Source organism: Allobosea sp. NPDC055353, from assembly GCF_053644975.1.
Window position 1 is genome coordinate 1,216,443 of record NZ_JBSHMC010000002.1, and the last position, 16,194, is coordinate 1,232,636.

The 16,194-nt window shown below is 67.5% G+C and carries 14 protein-coding genes; 13 read left to right on the forward strand and 1 reads right to left on the reverse strand.

The genetic code is table 11. From position 1 onward, the window contains the following. Positions 1 to 29: 29 nt before the first annotated feature. The 11 genes from ACWIEX_RS19175 to ACWIEX_RS19225 all read left to right on the forward strand — a co-directional run bounded on the left by ACWIEX_RS19175 (position 30) and on the right by ACWIEX_RS19225 (position 12,458). Positions 30 to 1,325: an ABC transporter substrate-binding protein gene (locus tag ACWIEX_RS19175; RefSeq protein ID WP_454034557.1), complete on the forward strand. Its 1,296-nt coding sequence runs from the start codon at positions 30 to 32 to the stop codon at positions 1,323 to 1,325. Between the two features lie 75 nt (positions 1,326 to 1,400). Continuing rightward, on the forward strand, positions 1,401 to 2,840 hold the full coding sequence (locus tag ACWIEX_RS19180; RefSeq protein ID WP_454034558.1) for an FAD-dependent oxidoreductase: 1,440 nt from the start codon (positions 1,401 to 1,403) through the stop codon (positions 2,838 to 2,840). A 1-nt stretch (position 2,841) separates the two neighbouring features. After that, on the forward strand, positions 2,842 to 4,497 hold the full coding sequence (locus ACWIEX_RS19185; protein WP_454034559.1) for an FGGY-family carbohydrate kinase: 1,656 nt from the start codon (positions 2,842 to 2,844) through the stop codon (positions 4,495 to 4,497). After that, positions 4,494 to 5,222, forward strand: a complete 729-nt coding sequence (locus ACWIEX_RS19190) for an SDR family oxidoreductase (protein WP_454034560.1) — start codon at positions 4,494 to 4,496, stop codon at positions 5,220 to 5,222. The genes ACWIEX_RS19185 and ACWIEX_RS19190 overlap by 4 nt, the downstream gene beginning before the upstream one ends. 155 nt (positions 5,223 to 5,377) lie before the next feature. Then, positions 5,378 to 6,199: a metallophosphoesterase family protein gene (locus tag ACWIEX_RS19195; RefSeq protein ID WP_454034561.1), complete on the forward strand. Its 822-nt coding sequence runs from the start codon at positions 5,378 to 5,380 to the stop codon at positions 6,197 to 6,199. Positions 6,200 to 6,295: 96 nt separating this feature from the next. After that, complete coding sequence (locus tag ACWIEX_RS19200; RefSeq protein WP_454034562.1) at positions 6,296 to 7,489, forward strand: ABC transporter ATP-binding protein; 1,194 nt, start codon at positions 6,296 to 6,298, stop codon at positions 7,487 to 7,489. Then, the gene (locus ACWIEX_RS19205; RefSeq protein WP_454034563.1) at positions 7,486 to 8,409 is read left to right on the forward strand and encodes a carbohydrate ABC transporter permease; all 924 of its coding nucleotides are present in this window, start codon (positions 7,486 to 7,488) and stop codon (positions 8,407 to 8,409) included. The genes ACWIEX_RS19200 and ACWIEX_RS19205 overlap by 4 nt, the downstream gene beginning before the upstream one ends. A 68-nt stretch (positions 8,410 to 8,477) precedes the next feature. Then, positions 8,478 to 9,284: a carbohydrate ABC transporter permease gene (locus tag ACWIEX_RS19210; RefSeq protein ID WP_454034816.1), complete on the forward strand. Its 807-nt coding sequence runs from the start codon at positions 8,478 to 8,480 to the stop codon at positions 9,282 to 9,284. Between the two features lie 155 nt (positions 9,285 to 9,439). Next, positions 9,440 to 10,744: an ABC transporter substrate-binding protein gene (locus ACWIEX_RS19215; protein WP_454034564.1), complete on the forward strand. Its 1,305-nt coding sequence runs from the start codon at positions 9,440 to 9,442 to the stop codon at positions 10,742 to 10,744. Between the two features lie 83 nt (positions 10,745 to 10,827). Beyond that, on the forward strand, positions 10,828 to 11,670 hold the full coding sequence (locus ACWIEX_RS19220) for a phosphodiesterase (protein WP_454034565.1): 843 nt from the start codon (positions 10,828 to 10,830) through the stop codon (positions 11,668 to 11,670). Further along, positions 11,667 to 12,458 (forward strand): inositol monophosphatase family protein, encoded by a 792-nt coding sequence (locus tag ACWIEX_RS19225; protein WP_454034566.1) that lies wholly within the window; start codon positions 11,667 to 11,669, stop codon positions 12,456 to 12,458. Before ACWIEX_RS19220 ends, ACWIEX_RS19225 begins: the two co-directional genes overlap by 4 nt. Before the next feature lie 10 nt (positions 12,459 to 12,468). On the opposite strand, the gene ACWIEX_RS19230 is transcribed toward ACWIEX_RS19225, so the two are convergent. After that, on the reverse strand, positions 12,469 to 13,419 hold the full coding sequence (locus ACWIEX_RS19230) for a sugar-binding transcriptional regulator (protein WP_454034567.1): 951 nt from the start codon (positions 13,417 to 13,419) through the stop codon (positions 12,469 to 12,471). A 194-nt stretch (positions 13,420 to 13,613) separates the two neighbouring features. Here ACWIEX_RS19230 and ACWIEX_RS19235 point away from each other — a divergent pair, with 194 nt between their 5' ends. Both ACWIEX_RS19235 and xylB read left to right on the forward strand, forming a co-directional pair. Next, positions 13,614 to 14,654 (forward strand): zinc-dependent alcohol dehydrogenase, encoded by a 1,041-nt coding sequence (locus ACWIEX_RS19235; protein ID WP_454034568.1) that lies wholly within the window; start codon positions 13,614 to 13,616, stop codon positions 14,652 to 14,654. Between the two features lie 38 nt (positions 14,655 to 14,692). Continuing rightward, positions 14,693 to 16,153 (forward strand): xylulokinase, encoded by a 1,461-nt coding sequence (gene xylB / locus ACWIEX_RS19240; protein ID WP_454034569.1) that lies wholly within the window; start codon positions 14,693 to 14,695, stop codon positions 16,151 to 16,153. The last annotated feature ends 41 nt before the right edge of the window (positions 16,154 to 16,194 follow it).

Genomic DNA, 16,194 nt, shown 5'->3' on the forward strand with positions numbered 1-16,194 from the left:
CAACCACAAGGAAAAGAGGGAGGAAGAACATGTCGAACAAGCCTGAAACCAAGCTCACCCGCCGTGCCTTCGTCGCCGGTTCCGCCGGTGTCGCCGCCGCACTCACCGTTGGCCCAGCACGCGCCGCCGGCAAGACGCTGAACGTGCTCAGCCACAAGGTCCACCAGACCGTTCTCGGTAGCGGCGACGGCGACCTGATGGCCGGCTGGCGCAAGGCCAACGATGCCGAGATCGCCTTCACCACCTTCGATTCCAACCCGTTGCAGGACCGGCTCTTCCGCGAGGCCAGCCTGAAGGAGACCGAATACGGCGTCGGCTATCTCATCGACAACCGGCCGACTTCGCAGATCGCCGCCTTGTTCGAGCCGCTCGGCCCCTATCAGGACAAGGACGCGATCGAGGATTTCGGCGACATCGCGCCCGGCCTCGTCCAGGGCATGACGGTCGACGGCAAGCTCATCGGCATCCCCGTCCGCCACGCGACGCAAGGGTTGTTCTATAACGAGGCGCTGCTGGAAGAGGCCGGCATCCCCGCTCCGCCGACGACGCTGGAAGAGCTGATCGAGCAGGCGAAAAAAACGACCTTCACCTCCAAGGCCGGCACGCCGGTCACCGGCATGGTGCTGGCAAGCGACCTCGCGGTCTTCCCGGTGATGTTCGCCCGCGCCTATGGCGGCGACTTCATCAGCCCCGATCTCAAGCTGGTGCCGAACCGCGAGGCGCTGGAGCAGGGACTTGGCGCCCTGCGCGGCATGTTCGAGGCCGGCAGCCTGCCCCGCAGCTACGCCACGACCAAGAACGACGACCAGGTGACATGGTTGCAGCAGGGCCGCGCCGCCTTCACCGTGCTGCCCTTCGCGCGGGGCGCGCAGCTCAACAATGCCGAGCAGAGCAAGTTCCCCGGCAAGATCAAGGCCGTGCCCTTCCCCGGTTCCAAGGCGATCGAGGGCAAGATGCCGATGGCCTCGGTGGTCGAGGCCTGGGCGATGTCGATCCCGAAGAACGCCAAGGACAAGGCGCTGGCCTGGAGCTTCATCAAGGAAGTCTCCAGCAAGCGCGTGACGCTCGGCATGGCGATCAACGGCAACGGCCCGGTCCGCGTCTCCTCCTATGCCGATGCCGGCCTCAAGGCGAAGAACCCGCTCGCCGCCGTCGAGGCCAAGGTTCTGGCGACGGCGCGCGGCGCCTTCCCGCCCTTCCCCGAAGCTGCCCGCGCGCAGGCGACCTTCCTCGAGGAGGTCCAGCTCGCCGTGCTCGGCCGCAAGCCGGTCAAGGACGCCGTCTCCGCCATCATCGAGCGCGTCAAGCCGATGATGCCGGCCTGATCATCGTCTCGGCCTGCGGGGCACGCTGACCCGCAGGCCTTTGCCCCATTCGCTGCACCTTGAAGGATCTTCATCATGTCGACCGTTGCGACCCGCTTCATCGAGGAGCCGGCCCGCTCCATCCCCGTCTCCGCCGAATATGACGTGCTCGTCGTCGGCGGCGGCCCCTCGGGCCTGACCGCTGCGCTGGCGGCAGCCGAAGACGGCCTGCGCGTCGGGCTGATCGAGAGCCGCAGCTTCGTCGGCGGCAACATGACCATCGGCCTGCCGGTGCTCGGCTTCCTCGGCCAGAAGGGCAACCAGATCATCGACGGGCTGCCGCAGAAATTCATCGAGCGCCTGCGCCGCGAGCGCCAGGGTGCCAGCGAGCACCGGCCCTGCCCGCTCCACATGGGCATCACGCTGGTCGAGCCCGAGGCGGTGAAGACGGTCGCGCTGGAGATGCTGACGGAAGCCGGCGTCGACGTGCTGTTCTACACCTTCTTCGCCGGTGCACTGGTCGAGAACGACACCATCCGCGGCGTCATCACCGAGAGCAAGAGTGGCCGTACCGCCATCCTCGCCAAGGTCGTGATCGATTGCAGCGGCGATGCCGACGTCGCCTACAGCGCAGGCGTGCCGACCGAGAAGGGCAACGAGCATGGCGGCATGCAGCCGCCGACGCTGATGTTCTGCCTTGCCGGCGTCGACACCGACGCGCTCCGACTCTCGATCGCCAACGCCCCGCCGGCAGCGCGCACCTATCTCACCGACTTCATCCCGGCCGAGTATTTCGGCCAGAACCACCAGTTCATCGTCGTCGGCATGCGCGAACTCATGGCCAAGGCCAAGGCCGAGCGCGGCCTGCAGATCCCGAACGAGCGCACTATCATCATCACCGGCCTGAAGAAGGGCGAGGTCTGGATCAACATGACCCGCGTCAAGGGCACGGATGGGACCGACGCCCGCAGCCTGACCAAGGGCGAGATCGAGGGCCGCGCCCAGATCGACGACATCGTCGCCTATCTCATCGGCTATGTGCCGGGCTTCGAGAACGCCTATTTCACCAAGACCGCGCCCTTCCTCGGCATCCGCGAAACCCGCCGAATCCGCGGCCAATATGTGATGACGCAGGAGGACGTGCTGGCCTGCACGCATTTCGACGACGCCATCGCGGTCGCGAGCTACCCGATCGATATCCACCGCCCGGCCGACGATGGCTGCACGCTGATCTGGTGCGGCGACTGCTACGACATCCCCTATCGCTCGCTGGTGCCGCAGAAGATCGGCAACCTGCTGGTGGCCGGCCGCAGCATCTCCGCGACCCATGAGGCGATGGGCGCGATCCGCGTCATGGCGACCTGCATGGCGATGGGCGAAGCCGCCGGCCGCGCCGCCAAGATCTCCGTGCGCGGCAACCGGCCCCCGGCCGATATCGATGTGGGCGAACTGCGCCGCCAGCAGCTCGAACGCGGCGTCTACCTGCGCAATCCCGACGGCACCCGCGCCGGGCCGCCGAACCGCGCCGCCGCCTGACATGGCCGGCCACTTCATCGGCATCGATGTCGGCACCGGCAGCGCCCGGGCCGGCATCTTCGACCGGACCGGGCGGATGCTCGCGACGGCGAAGCGCGACATCGCGCTCTATCGCGACGGGCCGGATATCGCCGAGCAGTCGAGCGCGAATATCTGGCAAGCGGTCTGCGCCAGCGCGCGAGAGGCGATGGCCCAGACTGGGCTCGGGCCGGACGACATCGCTGGCATCGGCTTCGACGCGACCTGTTCGCTGGTTGTCCTCGGGCCGGGTGGTAAACCCCTCCCCGTCGGCCCCCATGGCGACGCCACCCGCGACATCATCGTCTGGATGGACCACCGCGCACTCGACCAGACGGAGCGCATCAACGCGACCAGGCATCCGGTCCTCGCCTATGTCGGCGGCACGATCTCGCCGGAGATGGAGACGCCGAAGCTGCTCTGGCTTCGGGAAAACCTGCCGGCGACCTATGACGCAGCCTGGCAGTTCTTCGATCTGCCGGATTTCCTGACCTGGCGCGCGGCCGGCTCGCTGGCGCGCTCGACCTGCACGGTCACCTGCAAATGGACCTATCTCGCCCATGAAGGGCGCTGGGATGCGAGCTATTTCCGGCAAATCGGGCTCGACGACCTCGCCGATGACGGTTTCGCCCGCATCGGCACCGAGATCGTTCCGGGCGGTACTCCACTCAGCAACGGTCTCACCGAGCAGGCCGCCGCCGAACTCGGCCTGAACCCCGGCACCGCCGTCGCCGCGGCGCTGATCGACGCCCACGCCGGCGGCGTCGGCTCGGTCGGCGTGCGCTCCCCACACGGCTCGGCGCTGACCCGAATGGCCTATGTCTTCGGCACCTCCGCCTGCACCATGGCGAGCAGCGCCGAGCCGATCTTCATTCCGGGCATCTGGGGTCCCTATTTCTCGGCGATGGCGCCGGGCCTCTGGCTCAGCGAAGGCGGCCAATCCGGTGCCGGCGCGGCCATCGAGCAATTGACCGGATTTCACCCGGCGACGTCCGAGGCGCAGCGTTTTGCCGAAGCAGCGGGTCTCTCGCTGCCGGACTGGCTCGCGGCACAGGCAGCAAGCCATGCTACGGAGCCATCGGGAGCGACACGCCTCGCCGGCGATCTCATCGTTGTGCCCGATTTCCTCGGTAACCGCTCGCCCCATGCCGACCCGCAGGCGCGCGCCGTGATCGCCGGCCTCGGCATGGAGCGCGACCTCGACAACCTCGTCGCACTCTATGTCGCCGGCCTCACCGGCATCGGCTACGGCCTGCGCCAGATCATCAATGCCAGCCGTGCCAAAGGTGCGACCGTCGAAGCGATCGTGCTCAGCGGCGGCGCCGGCCGCCATCCGCTGATCCGGCAAATACTGGCGGATTGCTCCGGGCTGCCGCTGCTGGCGCCGGATGATGTCGACCCCGTCCTGCTCGGTTCCGCCATGCTGGCGGCCACAGCCGCAAAAGCATTCCCCGACCTCGGCGAGGCTATGACCGGGATGGCGCCGGGCGCCGCCGTCTTCACCCCGGCCGGCGGCGACATCGCCGACCTGCACACCCGCCGCCTCGCCGCCTTCGAAACACTCCAGGCGGCCGCCCGCACAGCCCGCGAACTCATGCGGCCGGCGCAGCATCAAGCTCTATCGGAGACCTCGACGTGACTCAGGACCTGACCGGAAAGACCGCTGCGATCACCGGAGCCGCCTCGGGGATCGGCCTCGCCTGCGCGAAGCGTCTGCTCGCGGCCGGGGCGCGCGTCGCGCTGGTCGATCGCGATGGCGAAGCGCTCGCGCAGGCCTGCAAGCCTCTCGGCTCCAATGCCATCCCGCTCGTCATCGACCTGACCGATCCTGCTTCCGTCGCCGGGATGCTGCCGGCGATCCTCGACAAGGGGGGCCCGCTCGACATCTTCCATGCCAATGCCGGCTCCTATGTCGGCGGGCCGGTCAGCGAGGGCGATCCTGACGCCTGGGACCGCATGCTGAACCTCAACGTCAACGCGGTTTTCCGCAGCATCCATGCCGTGCTGCCGCATATGATCGCGCGCAAGACCGGGGACATCCTCGTCACCAGTTCCGTGGCCGGTGTCGTTCCCGTGGTCTGGGAGCCCGTCTACACCGCCTCGAAACACGCCGTGCAGGCCTTCGTGCATACGTTGCGCCGTCAGGTCATCCCGCATGGCCTGCGGGTTGGCGCCGTCCTGCCCGGGCCGGTGGTGACCGCCCTGATCGCCGACTGGCCACAGGAGAAACTCGACGCCGAGCGCGCCCGCGGCGGCCTGATCGAGGCGGAGGAGGTGGCGGAGGCCGTGCATTTCATGCTGACCCGCCCGCGCAACGTCACGATCCGCGATCTCGTCATCCTGCCGCAAAGCACCGATCTCTAGCCGGCAATGCTTTTCATCACCACGGAGGCGGCGAGCACTAAAAATACAATTGTGTCATCAAACATTCATTTGTATGATCCAAGGCAAAGCCGCTGCCCCCTGCTCGCGCCGGGGACAGACGGTCGCCCGGTGAAGTGGCGAATTCTGGAGGGAACATGCAGCGGGTCGTTCAGATTTCCGACACCCATCTGAGCCCGAGCAAGCGGCATTTCGCCGATAATTGGGAACCGTTGACCGCTTGGCTTGCGGCCAGCGCCCCGGACCTCGTCATCCATACTGGCGACGTCACCGTCGATGGCGCGGATGTCGACGAGGACATGCGCCATTGCCGCACTTTGCTCGATGCCCTCGGCGTGCCGGTGCTCAGCATCCCCGGCAATCACGATGTCGGCGAGGCCTATCACCCGCACCAGCCGGTGAACGACACCCGCCTCGCGCGCTGGCGGGAGCATATCGGCGAAGATTTCTGGGTCCGCGACCTTGAAGACTGGCGGCTCATCGGCCTCAATTCGATGCTCTTCGGCAGCGACGAGGCCGAGGAAGCCCGCCAGCTCGCCTGGCTCGACCGGCAGATCGCCGAAGCGCAGGGCCGCCGCCTCGGCTGGTTCCTGCACCGACCGCTTTTCGTCGAGGCGCCCGACGAGGGCGACATGGGCTATTGGAGCGTGCCGCCCCGGCCGCGCGCGCATCTGCTCGATCTCGTCAGCCGTCACGCGGTCGCCTTCGTCGCCAGCGGACATCTGCATCGCGCCCATGACTTCACGGTTGCCGGCACGCGCTACATCTGGGGGCCGTCCTCCGGCTTCGTCGTTGGCCCCGAATTGCAGCCCGGCATGGCCGGCACGACGACGCTCGGCGCGGTTTCCTATGCCTTCGAGGGACGGGATTTCGCGGCCGAGATCCACGAGATCCCTACGTTGAAGACGCTCTGGATCGACGACGTGATCCATGAGGTCTACCCGCCGCACGCGGCCTGAGACGCCTCCCCCGGCCGCCTGCGGGCGCCGGGCAGACATGCCCAACCAAGACACGCCCAACGACGAGCCCAGAGGGCCGAAAGAAAGGCGAACGCCATGGCCAAGGTCGCACTCTCCTCGATCGCCAAGTCCTTCGGACCGACGAAGGTTCTCGGAGGCATCGATCTCGACATCGCCGACGGCGAGTTCCTGACCCTTGTCGGCCCGTCCGGCTGCGGGAAATCGACGCTGATCCGGATCATCGCCGGGCTCGAGCATCACGATGCCGGCAGCGTCGCGATCGGCGGCAATCGCGTCGACCATCTGCGCCCGCATGAGCGGCGCGTCGCCATGGTGTTCCAGTCCTATGCGCTCTATCCGCATATGAGCGTCGGCGCGAACATCGCCCTGCCGCTGACGATGTCGCGGCTCAAGCTCTGGCAACGCCTGCCGCTGCTGCGGCAGCTTTCCGCCCAGCGCCGCACGGTGATGCGCGGCATCGAGGCCGATGTCGCGGCGGTCGCGGCGCAGCTCCAGCTCGATCATCTGCTGGCGCGGAAGCCCGCCCAGCTCTCCGGCGGCCAGCGCCAGCGCGTCGCGCTCGGGCGCGCCATGGTGCGCAATCCCGACGTCTTCCTGATGGACGAGCCGCTCTCGAATCTCGACGCCAAGCTGCGCGTCCATATGCGCACGGAGCTGGCCGAATTGCACAAGCGCCTCGGCGCGACCTTCATCTATGTCACCCACGACCAGGTCGAGGCGATGACGATGTCCGACCGCGTCGCGATGATGGATTCAGGCTCCGTGCTGCAGCTCGGAACGCCCTCGCAGCTCTACGAGAAGCCCGCTTCGCTCAAGGTCGCGCAGTTCATCGGCAGCCCGGCGATCAACCTGCTTCCAGCGACGATCGCGCAGGGTGGGCGCCTCGAACTCTTCGGTCGGCCGCTGGCGCTCGCCGTCCCGCTCGCGTCGGGACAGGCAGTGACGCTCGGCATCCGCTCCGAGGCGCTCTCGCTCGTCCAGGGCGAGCCCGGCGGCAGTGGGCGCGCCTGGTTCTCGGCCCGCCTGCGGCGCAAGGAGAATCTCGGCTCCGAATATATCCTGCATTTCGACCTCGCCGGACGCGACGCCACCGGCGTGACCATGCGCGCGACGCCGGCCGCAGCCGCCGGCGTGAACGAGGCCGCCGAAGTCACGCTCGGCTTCGACGAGGCCGCCGCCCATATCTTCGCCGCCGATGGCGAGCGCATCGAGCCGCGCGGCCCGGGCGCGGCGACCAGCTCCGTCGTGCCGCTGAGGGCGGGCGCATGACCCTCGCCCTCGCATCCCCAGCCGATTTTGCCCCCGCCGCGCGGCGCAGGCTCTGGATCGAGCGCATCACCGGCCTCGGCTTCGCCCTGCCGGCCTTCGTCCTGCTCCTGCTGACGATCCTGCTGCCGCTTGCCGTCCTGCTCTGGCTCAGCCTGACCAACTACGAGTTCGGCGGCGTCGACATGGACTGGGTCGGGCTGACGAATTTCCAGAAGGCGCTGGCCGACCCGATCATCCGGCGCTCCCTCGTCAACACATTGCTCTACGTGGCCATCGTCGTGCCCGGCGGCGTCTTCGGCGCGCTCCTGATCGCCGTGCTGGTGCATCGGCGCAAGCGCACGCGCTCCTTCTACGAGGTGGTCTATTTCCTGCCGGTGACCTCGACCCTGATCGCCATGGCGACGGTCTGGCAGTTCCTGCTCCATCCCTCGCTCGGCCCGGTCAACGGCCTGCTGAAATGGCTGGGATTCGCACCGGTCGCCTTCCTCAGCGAGCCCTCGACCGCTTTGGCCACGCTCGCGGTGATCGGCATCTGGCAGCTCATCGGCTTCAACATGATCCTGTTCCTCGCCGGGCTGACCGCGATCCCGCGCGATCTCTACGAGGCCGCCGACATTGACGGCTGCGCCAGCGGGATCGACCGCTTCCTGACCATCACCTGGCCGCTGCTCGGGCCGACGACGATGTTCGTCCTGGTCACGACGATGATCACCGCCTTCAAGATCTTCGACACCGTGGCGGTGATGACGCGCGGCGGCCCGGTCGGCTCCACCGAGGTGCTGCTCTACAACATCTATCTCGAGGGCTTTCAGTACTTCCACACCGGCTATGCCGCGGCGCTGACCTTCATCTTCCTCGCCTTCATCCTCGTCTTCTCGGCCGTACAGACCTTCGCCCTCGACAAGAAGGTGCACTACTGATGACCGATCTCGCGCTCCCGGCCACCACGGTCACACCCGCCCATTCGGTGCTGCGCCGCTTCGTGACCATGGCTCTGGTCCATGGCGTGCTGATCGCCGGTGCGATCTTCATGCTGGCGCCCTTCGTCTGGATGCTGGTGACCTCGATCAAGCCGCCGGCCGAGATCTTCAGCGCCGAGATTTCGCTCTGGCCGAAGCAGTTCTACGGCCTGCAGAATTACGGCTTCGCCATGGAGAAGGCGCCGCTGCTGCGCTTCGCGCTGAACGGCGTCATCCTCTGTGGCGGCATCCTGGTCGTGCAGCTTCTCGTCGCGATCCCCTGCGCCTATGCGCTGGCGAAGCTCGATTTTCCCGGCCGCAACGCGCTCTTCGTGCTGGTGCTGCTCGGCCTGTGCATTCCCGTGCAGGTGCCGGCGATGCCGCTCTACATCGCGCTCGCCCAGCTCGGGCTGCTCAACACCTATTTCTCGATGATGGTGCCGTTCTTCCTCTCGGTCTTCGCCATCTTCCTGTTCCGCCAGTTCTTCCGCAGCTTTCCCGACGACATCATCAACGCCGCCCGGCTCGACGGCATGAGCGAATTCGAGATCGTCTGGCGCATCGTCACGCCGAGTGCCTGGCCGGCCATCGCCGCCTTCTCGGTGTTCTCGGCCGTGGCGCACTGGAACGACCTCTACTGGCCGCTGATCGTCATCTCCGACGCCAAGCTCGCGCCGCCGCCGCTCGGGATGATGTTCTTCGCCGATGCCGAGACCGGATCGAATTACGGCGCGCTGACCGCCGCCGCGACGATCCTGACCGCGCCGCTCGTCATCGCCTTCCTCGTCGCCCGTCGCCGGTTCATCGACGGCATCACCATGACCGGGGTGAAGTAGCGGCCCTGCGGCCGCCCGCCCCGCCAAGAGTTCAGGCCTGAAGCAACTGCAACCCGACAGCCCCGCTGTCCATGCCAAGGAGATCACGCATGAAACCTCTCGGCAAAGTCTTGGAGCATTTTCGAGCGAAGTGGGTACCGGTTCGCGTGAAGAAAATGCGATCCAACGACAGCCAGGCGCATTTCCGCATTTCGAAGAAATGCGGAAATGCGCTGGCCGCGGCGGCATTGACCCTCATTGCCTCGACCGCCGCGAAGGCGCAGGTCACGCTCGACGTGCTCTATGCCTTCCCGGCCTTCGCCAAGTTCCACGAGCCGATCGCCGCGGAATTCATGAAGAAGCACCCGGACATCAAGATCAATTTCCGGGCGCCGGCCGCGAGCTATGACGAAGGCCATCAGGCGATGCTGCGTTCGTCCGTCACCAACCAGCTGCCGGACGTCTACTATTCCGGCTTCCACTTGCTGACCGAGCTGGTCGAGAGCCTCGACAAGCGCAAGCAGGTCGTCGATCTCGGCCCGCTGCTCAAGGCCGAGCCGGAAGCCTGGCGCAAGGCCAATTACTCCGATGCGCTGCTCTCGCTCGCCCAGGTCGGCGGCAAGCAGGTCGGCCTCGCCTTCAACGCCTCGACGCCGCTGATGTATTTCAATGCCGAGCTGGTGAAGAAGGCCGGCGGCGACCCTGACAAGATGCCGGACAACTGGGCCGACACCGTCGCGCTCGCCAAGAAGATCCACAGCGGCGACACCGCCGGCATGGCCTACAACATCCATGACTGGCCGGATGACTGGCTCTGGCGCGGCGTGATCCTCCAGGCCGGCCATTCCATGCTGTCGGCCGACGGCAAGAAGGTCGCCTTCGGCGGCGCGGTCGGCGAGAAGACGCTGTCGCTGCTGCGCAGCTTCGTCACCGACGGCGGCATGCCGCTGATCGACTGGGACCAGTCGCGTCAGCAATTCATCGCCGGCAAGATCGGCATCTTCTTCGATACGCCCGCCCGCCTGCGCCAGGTCACCGACCTGATCGGCGACCGTTTCACGTTGAAGACCGCCCTCTTCCCGGTTGACGACAAGGCCAAGGGCAAGCTGCCGACCGGCGGCAACGCGGCGCTGATCACGGCGAAGGACCCGGCCAAGCAGAAGGCGGCCTGGGAGTTCATCAAATTCGTCACGGGCCCAGAAGCCCAGAAGATCGTCGTCGAGACCGCCGGCTACATGCCGACCAACCTGCGCGCCGGCGAGGACGCCTTCCTCGGCCCGTTCTACAAGGCGAACGCCAACTTCCGCACCATCAACGGCCAGGTTTCCCGCGCCGCGCCGTGGGAAGGCTATCCGGGCGGCAATTCGGTGCGCATCTGGCGCCAGCAGCGTGAGGTCGTCGCCGGCGTGATGCGCGGCGAGATCCAGCCCAAGGCCGGCATCGAGCGAATCGTCTCCGAGACCGAAGCCCTGATGAAGTAAGCGACCGCGCTTTGGCGCAGACCCCTCGCCGCCCGGTTCCGACCGGGCGGCTTCCCTTTCCCCACGACCGGACGTTTCCCGCGATGATCATCGCCCAGCTCAGCGACTTTCATGCCCGCCCCCATGGCAACCCCGCCTATGGCATCGTCGAGACCAACCCGGCGATCGAGCGAGCGGTCGACGAAATCCTGAAGCTGGAGCCGCAGCCGGATTGCGTGCTGGTCACCGGAGACCTCTCCGACTGCGGTTTGCCGGAGGAATACGGCATCGTCCGCAGGGCGCTGCAGCGCCTGCCGATGCCGGTCTATGTCATCCCCGGCAATCACGACCGCCGCGACACCTTCGCCGCGGAACTGCGTCCCGATCACCCGTACCTGCCGCAGGCGGGCTTTCTGCATTACGTCATCGACGATTTCCCCGTCCGGCTGATCGGGCTCGACACCGTCGTCGCGGGCGAGGATGGCGGCGAGATCTGCGCCGCCCGCGAGGCCTGGCTCGCCGGGCAGCTCGCGCAGGGACAAGGCAAGCCGACGGTGATCTTCATGCACCATCCGCCCTTCCCCGTCGGCGTCGACGGCATGGACATCATGCCCTGCAAGGTCTCGCCGGGCTTCGCGAAGCTGATCGCCGACCATCCCGAGATCGAGCGCGTGCTCTGCGGCCACTATCACCGGCCGATCCAGCTCCGCTTCGCCGGCACCATCGGCTATGTCGTGCCGGGCACCGCCCATCAGGTCGCGCTCGATCTCAGGCCCGGCACCGAGAACAGGTTCGTGATGGAGCCCCCCGCGCTGGCGCTCCATGTCTGGAAGCCCGGCCTCGGCCTCGTCAGCCATCTCCAGCCGATCGGCGACTATGGACCGCGCCGGGATTTCGTGCTCGATCCCGCTTATCCCGGAAAGCCGCAGACGGTGCCTGCCCGATGACCGAACCACGCCTTCTCGCCCTGCTCGATCAGGCCAATGCCCTCGCGCGCCGGGCCGGCGAGGTGCTCGTGCAGATGCAGGGCGCCGAGCTCGGCGTCACCCGCAAGGAACTGAACGATGTGGTCACGGCGGCCGATCTCGCCTCCGAGCGCCTCGTCATCGACGGCCTGCGTGCCCTGACGCCGGAGGCCGCGATCCTCTCGGAGGAGGCCGGCTTCTCCGGCTCGGAACAGGCCCCGCGCTGGATCATCGATCCTCTCGACGGCACGGTGAACTACGCCTCCGGCCTGCCCTGGTTCTCCGTGACCCTGGCCTATCAGGAACAGGGCCGCACCGTGCTCGGCCTGACCCATGCGCCCCTCGCCGGGCTTTCCGCACGCTTTGTCGAGGGCGGCATCGCCACAGTCGACGACCGGCCGGCGCGCGTTTCGGCCACGGCGCGCCTGAGCGACGCCGTCGTCTCGATCTGCCTGACCTCGCATTACAGCACCGAGGACGCGAACCGGACGAGCGATGTCATCCGCCGCCTTGCCGGCCTGTGCCGGGGCGTGCGCGTCATCGTCTCCGGCGGGCTGGAGATGTCGCTGGTGGCAGCGGGGCGGCTCGACGCCTTCATCGGTCTCAAGGCCGATATCGTCTCGCATGCCGCGGCGATGCCACTGGTGCGGGCGGCGGGCGGCCGGGTGACGACGGTCGACGGCCGGGATTCGCTGGACGAGGACCTCGAGAAGGTCGTAACCAACGGCCTGATCCACGAGGAGTTGCTGCAAGCGATCCGCAGCGCCTGAGACGCGGCCATCAGGCGGACGCCGCGTGCTCCAGCACCGCCGCCGCCGCGTCCTCGTCCGTGATCAGCACGGATGCTAGCTTGCCCCGCAGCGTGGCGGCGATGACCTCGGCCTTGTTGGTCCCGCCCGAGGCCAGGATCACGGTCGGTATCCGACGCAAGGCGTCGAGCGGCAGGGCGATGGCGCGGCGATTGATCGGATGCGCGACAGCCTGACCGCTGCGATCGATGAACTGGCCGAGCATGTCGCCGACGGCGCCCGCCTCCGCCAGCTCGGCGACGCGGACATCGCCCGGCAACCCGTAGCGCACCAGTAGCGAACGCTCGCTTAGGTCGCCGGCGCTGAGGATCGCGACATCGGTCGCCCTGATCCGGGCGAAGGCGGCCTCGAACACGTCCTGCGCCAGGATGGTGTCGCGCGACTGCGGCGTGCCGGCATAGATCGGCGCCGCCAGATAATGGCACTGCGCCTGCCAGAGCCGGGCGAAACGGCTCGCGATCTCGAAGGTGTTGATCTCGATCCCGTAGGTCAGCCCGCCCATCATCGAGGTGACCGCAAGCTCGCGATATTGCCCGGCGCGGATATGGCGGATGGTCTCCCGGAGCGTGCCGCCCCAGCCGACGCCGAAGATGCCGGACGGTTTCTCCTCGACGATGCGCGAGACGAACTCGCCGGCCGCCTTGCCGATCTGCGCGGAGATCTGGCCGGGATCGGCGGGGCTGGGCACGACGATCGCGTCCTTCAGGCCGAACTGCGCCATCAGCGCGCGTTCGAGCCGGACGCAGCTTTCCAGCCGGGAGTTGATGGTAATGTTGACGAGCCCGCTGCTGCGCGCCTCGACCAGGAGCCGGTTGACGCGCAGGCGGGTCATCTTCAGCCGTTCCGCGATCTCCGCCTGGGTCAAACCTTCCATGTAATAGAGCCAGGCGGCTCGAACTTGCGTCTGCGGTTCCTCCGGCATGGGCGGTATCCTGATGCGGTGGGCTTGCGCCTGAGGCAGGCACGGCGGCATTCGGCGAGGCTCAAGCTGGCTTACATCGCTTTCGGGCTCTCCCACAACGCGCAGAGGCCATGCGGTTTGGCGCTTGACGCAAACCAATGTAAATCAGAAAATACATTTGTCGAAGGCCTTCAGCGAAACGAGCGCCGACCTCCATGTCCCATGCCGTCTTCCTCCACGCCGCTGGCGATGCGCGCGTCGCCCCGTTCAATCTCCGCGAGGGGGTTCCGGGTGAGACCCTGCTCGATGTCGCCGCGGTCGGCCTGTGCGGCAGCGACCTGCATTACTACAAGGATGGCGGCATCGGCTCGGCCGTGATCGCGACGCCCTTCGTCCCCGGCCATGAGTTCAGCGGCTGGCTGACCGAGGATCTGCCGGAACTCGGCCTGACGCGCGGCGCCCTCGTCGCCGTCGATCCCAACCAGGCCTGCGGCCATTGCGAGCATTGCCGAAGCGGGTATCCCAATCTCTGTCCGGATGTCGTCTTCATCGGCGCTCCCCCGCATGACGGGGCGATGACGGAGCGCATCTGGGTGCCGACATCGCAGATCGTGGCAGTGCCCGAGACCTTCTCGCCGAGCGATGCCGTCATGCTCGAGCCGCTCGGCGTCGCGATCCATGCGGTCGACCTCGCCAGGCCGCGCCTGCTCGAACGCGTCGCGCTGATCGGCTGCGGCCCGATCGGGCTGCTGATCCTGCAGGTGCTGCGGACGGCCGGCGTCGGCGAGATCCTCGCCTGCGATCCGCAGCCGCACCGCCGCGAGCTGGCGCTGAAGCTTGGCGCGAGCAAGGTCGGCGCCAGCGTCGCCGACATCGCGGAATGGACGAAGGGCGAGGGCCTGCCGCTGGTGATCGAGGCGACCAACGCCCCAGAAGGCTTCCGCGACGCGATCCGCGCCGCCCGCATCGGCGGCCGCGTCGTGCTGGTCGGCATTCCCGATGGCGACAGCTACGTGATCCCGGCAGCCGAAGCTCGCAGGCGCGGGCTGAACATCAAGTTCTCGCGCCGGATGGGCCATGTCTATCCGCGCGCGATCGAGCTGGTGGCGCTGGGCAAGGTCGATGTCGAGGCCGTGGTCAGCCACCGCTTCCCGCTCGCCGAGGGGCCAGCCGCCTTCCGCCGTCATGCCGCCAACGAAGCTGGTATGGTCAAGAGCATGATCTATCCGGGCGGCTTGCCCCAGGACCATCGCTGAGCCCAGGTACCGCTGAACCCGCGCCAAAGGCCCCTGATGTGACCTTCATCGGCATCGATCTCGGGACATCCTCGGTCAAGGCCGTGCTGGTCGATGACCGGCAGCACGTGCTCGCCGCTGCGAACCGAGAGCTTGTTGTCAGCCGCCCCTTCCCGCTCTGGTCCGAGCAGAGCCCTGACGACTGGGTCACCGCCACGCTGCAGGTGTTGCGCAGCCTGAGGGAGGCCGCCCCTGAGGCCTTCCGACACTGCTCCGGCATCGGGCTCTCCGGACAGATGCACGGCGCCGTTCTGCTCGACGAGCACGATCAGCCCTTGCGCCCGTGCATCCTCTGGAACGACGGCCGCGCCGCGGCTGAATGCGCCGAGATCGAAGCGAACGAGCCGCAATCCCGTGCGATCACCGGCAATATCGCCATGCCCGGCTTCACCGCGCCTAAGCTTGCCTGGGTGCGCAAGCACGAGCCCGAGATATTCCGGCACACCCGCAAGGTCCTGCTGCCGAAGGCCTATCTGCGGCTCGTGCTGACCGGCGAGGCGATCGAGGAGATGTCGGATGCCTCCGGCACGCTCTGGCTCGATACCGGCCGCCGCGACTGGTCCGACCGGATGCTGGCCGCGACCGGGCTCGATCGCAGCCACATGCCCGCGCTCGTCGAAGGCTCGCAGCCCGCCGGCCGCATGCGCCCCGAACTCAGCCGCGAACTCGGCTTCGACGCCCCGCCTCTCTTCGCCGGCGGCGCAGGCGACAATGCGGCCGGAGCGATCGGATTGGGCGCCGTCGCACCCGGTAGCTGCTTCCTGTCGCTTGGCACATCCGGCGTGCTCTGGCGCACGACGGCGGGGTTCGAACCGCGTGCCGGCAGCGCCGTCCATGCCTTCTGCCATGCCTTGCCGGAACGCTGGCACCAGATGTCGGTCCATCTCTCGGCCGCCGCCAGCCTGAGCTGGTGGGCCTCGATCTCCGGACAATCGGAGACCGGATTGCTGAGCGAGCTCGACCCTCAGGCAGAACGGCCCTCGCCGGCGCTCTTCACGCCCTATCTGTCGGGCGAGCGCACGCCCCATAACGACCCGCAGATGCGTGGCGTCTTCGCCGGCCTCGGCCACGAAACCGATCGCCGGATGATGACCCAGGCGGTGCTGGAGGGCGTGGCCTTCGCCTTCAGGGATGGCAAGGAGGCCTCGGAGGCCGGGGCCTCGCCGATCAAGGAAGCCATGGTGATCGGCGGCGGCGCACGGTCGGATCTGTGGCTGTCGGTCCTCGCCGACGTGCTGAACCTGCCACTCGAACGCTATCGCCAGGCCGAGGCCGGCGCCGCTTTCGGGGCCGCGCGCCTCGCTCGTCTTGCCTGCACCGGCGGTGAGCCCGAGGCGGTCTGCACGCCACCATCAGGCGAAGCCGACATCTTCATGCCGCACCCTGCCAGGGCAGCGGCCTATGCGGAGCGCTACGCGGCCTGGCATCATGCTGCGGAGGTCAGTCGCACGCTGCGCTGATCGGAAACGGGTTTGACAGACAATCGGGCGAATGCTCTTCA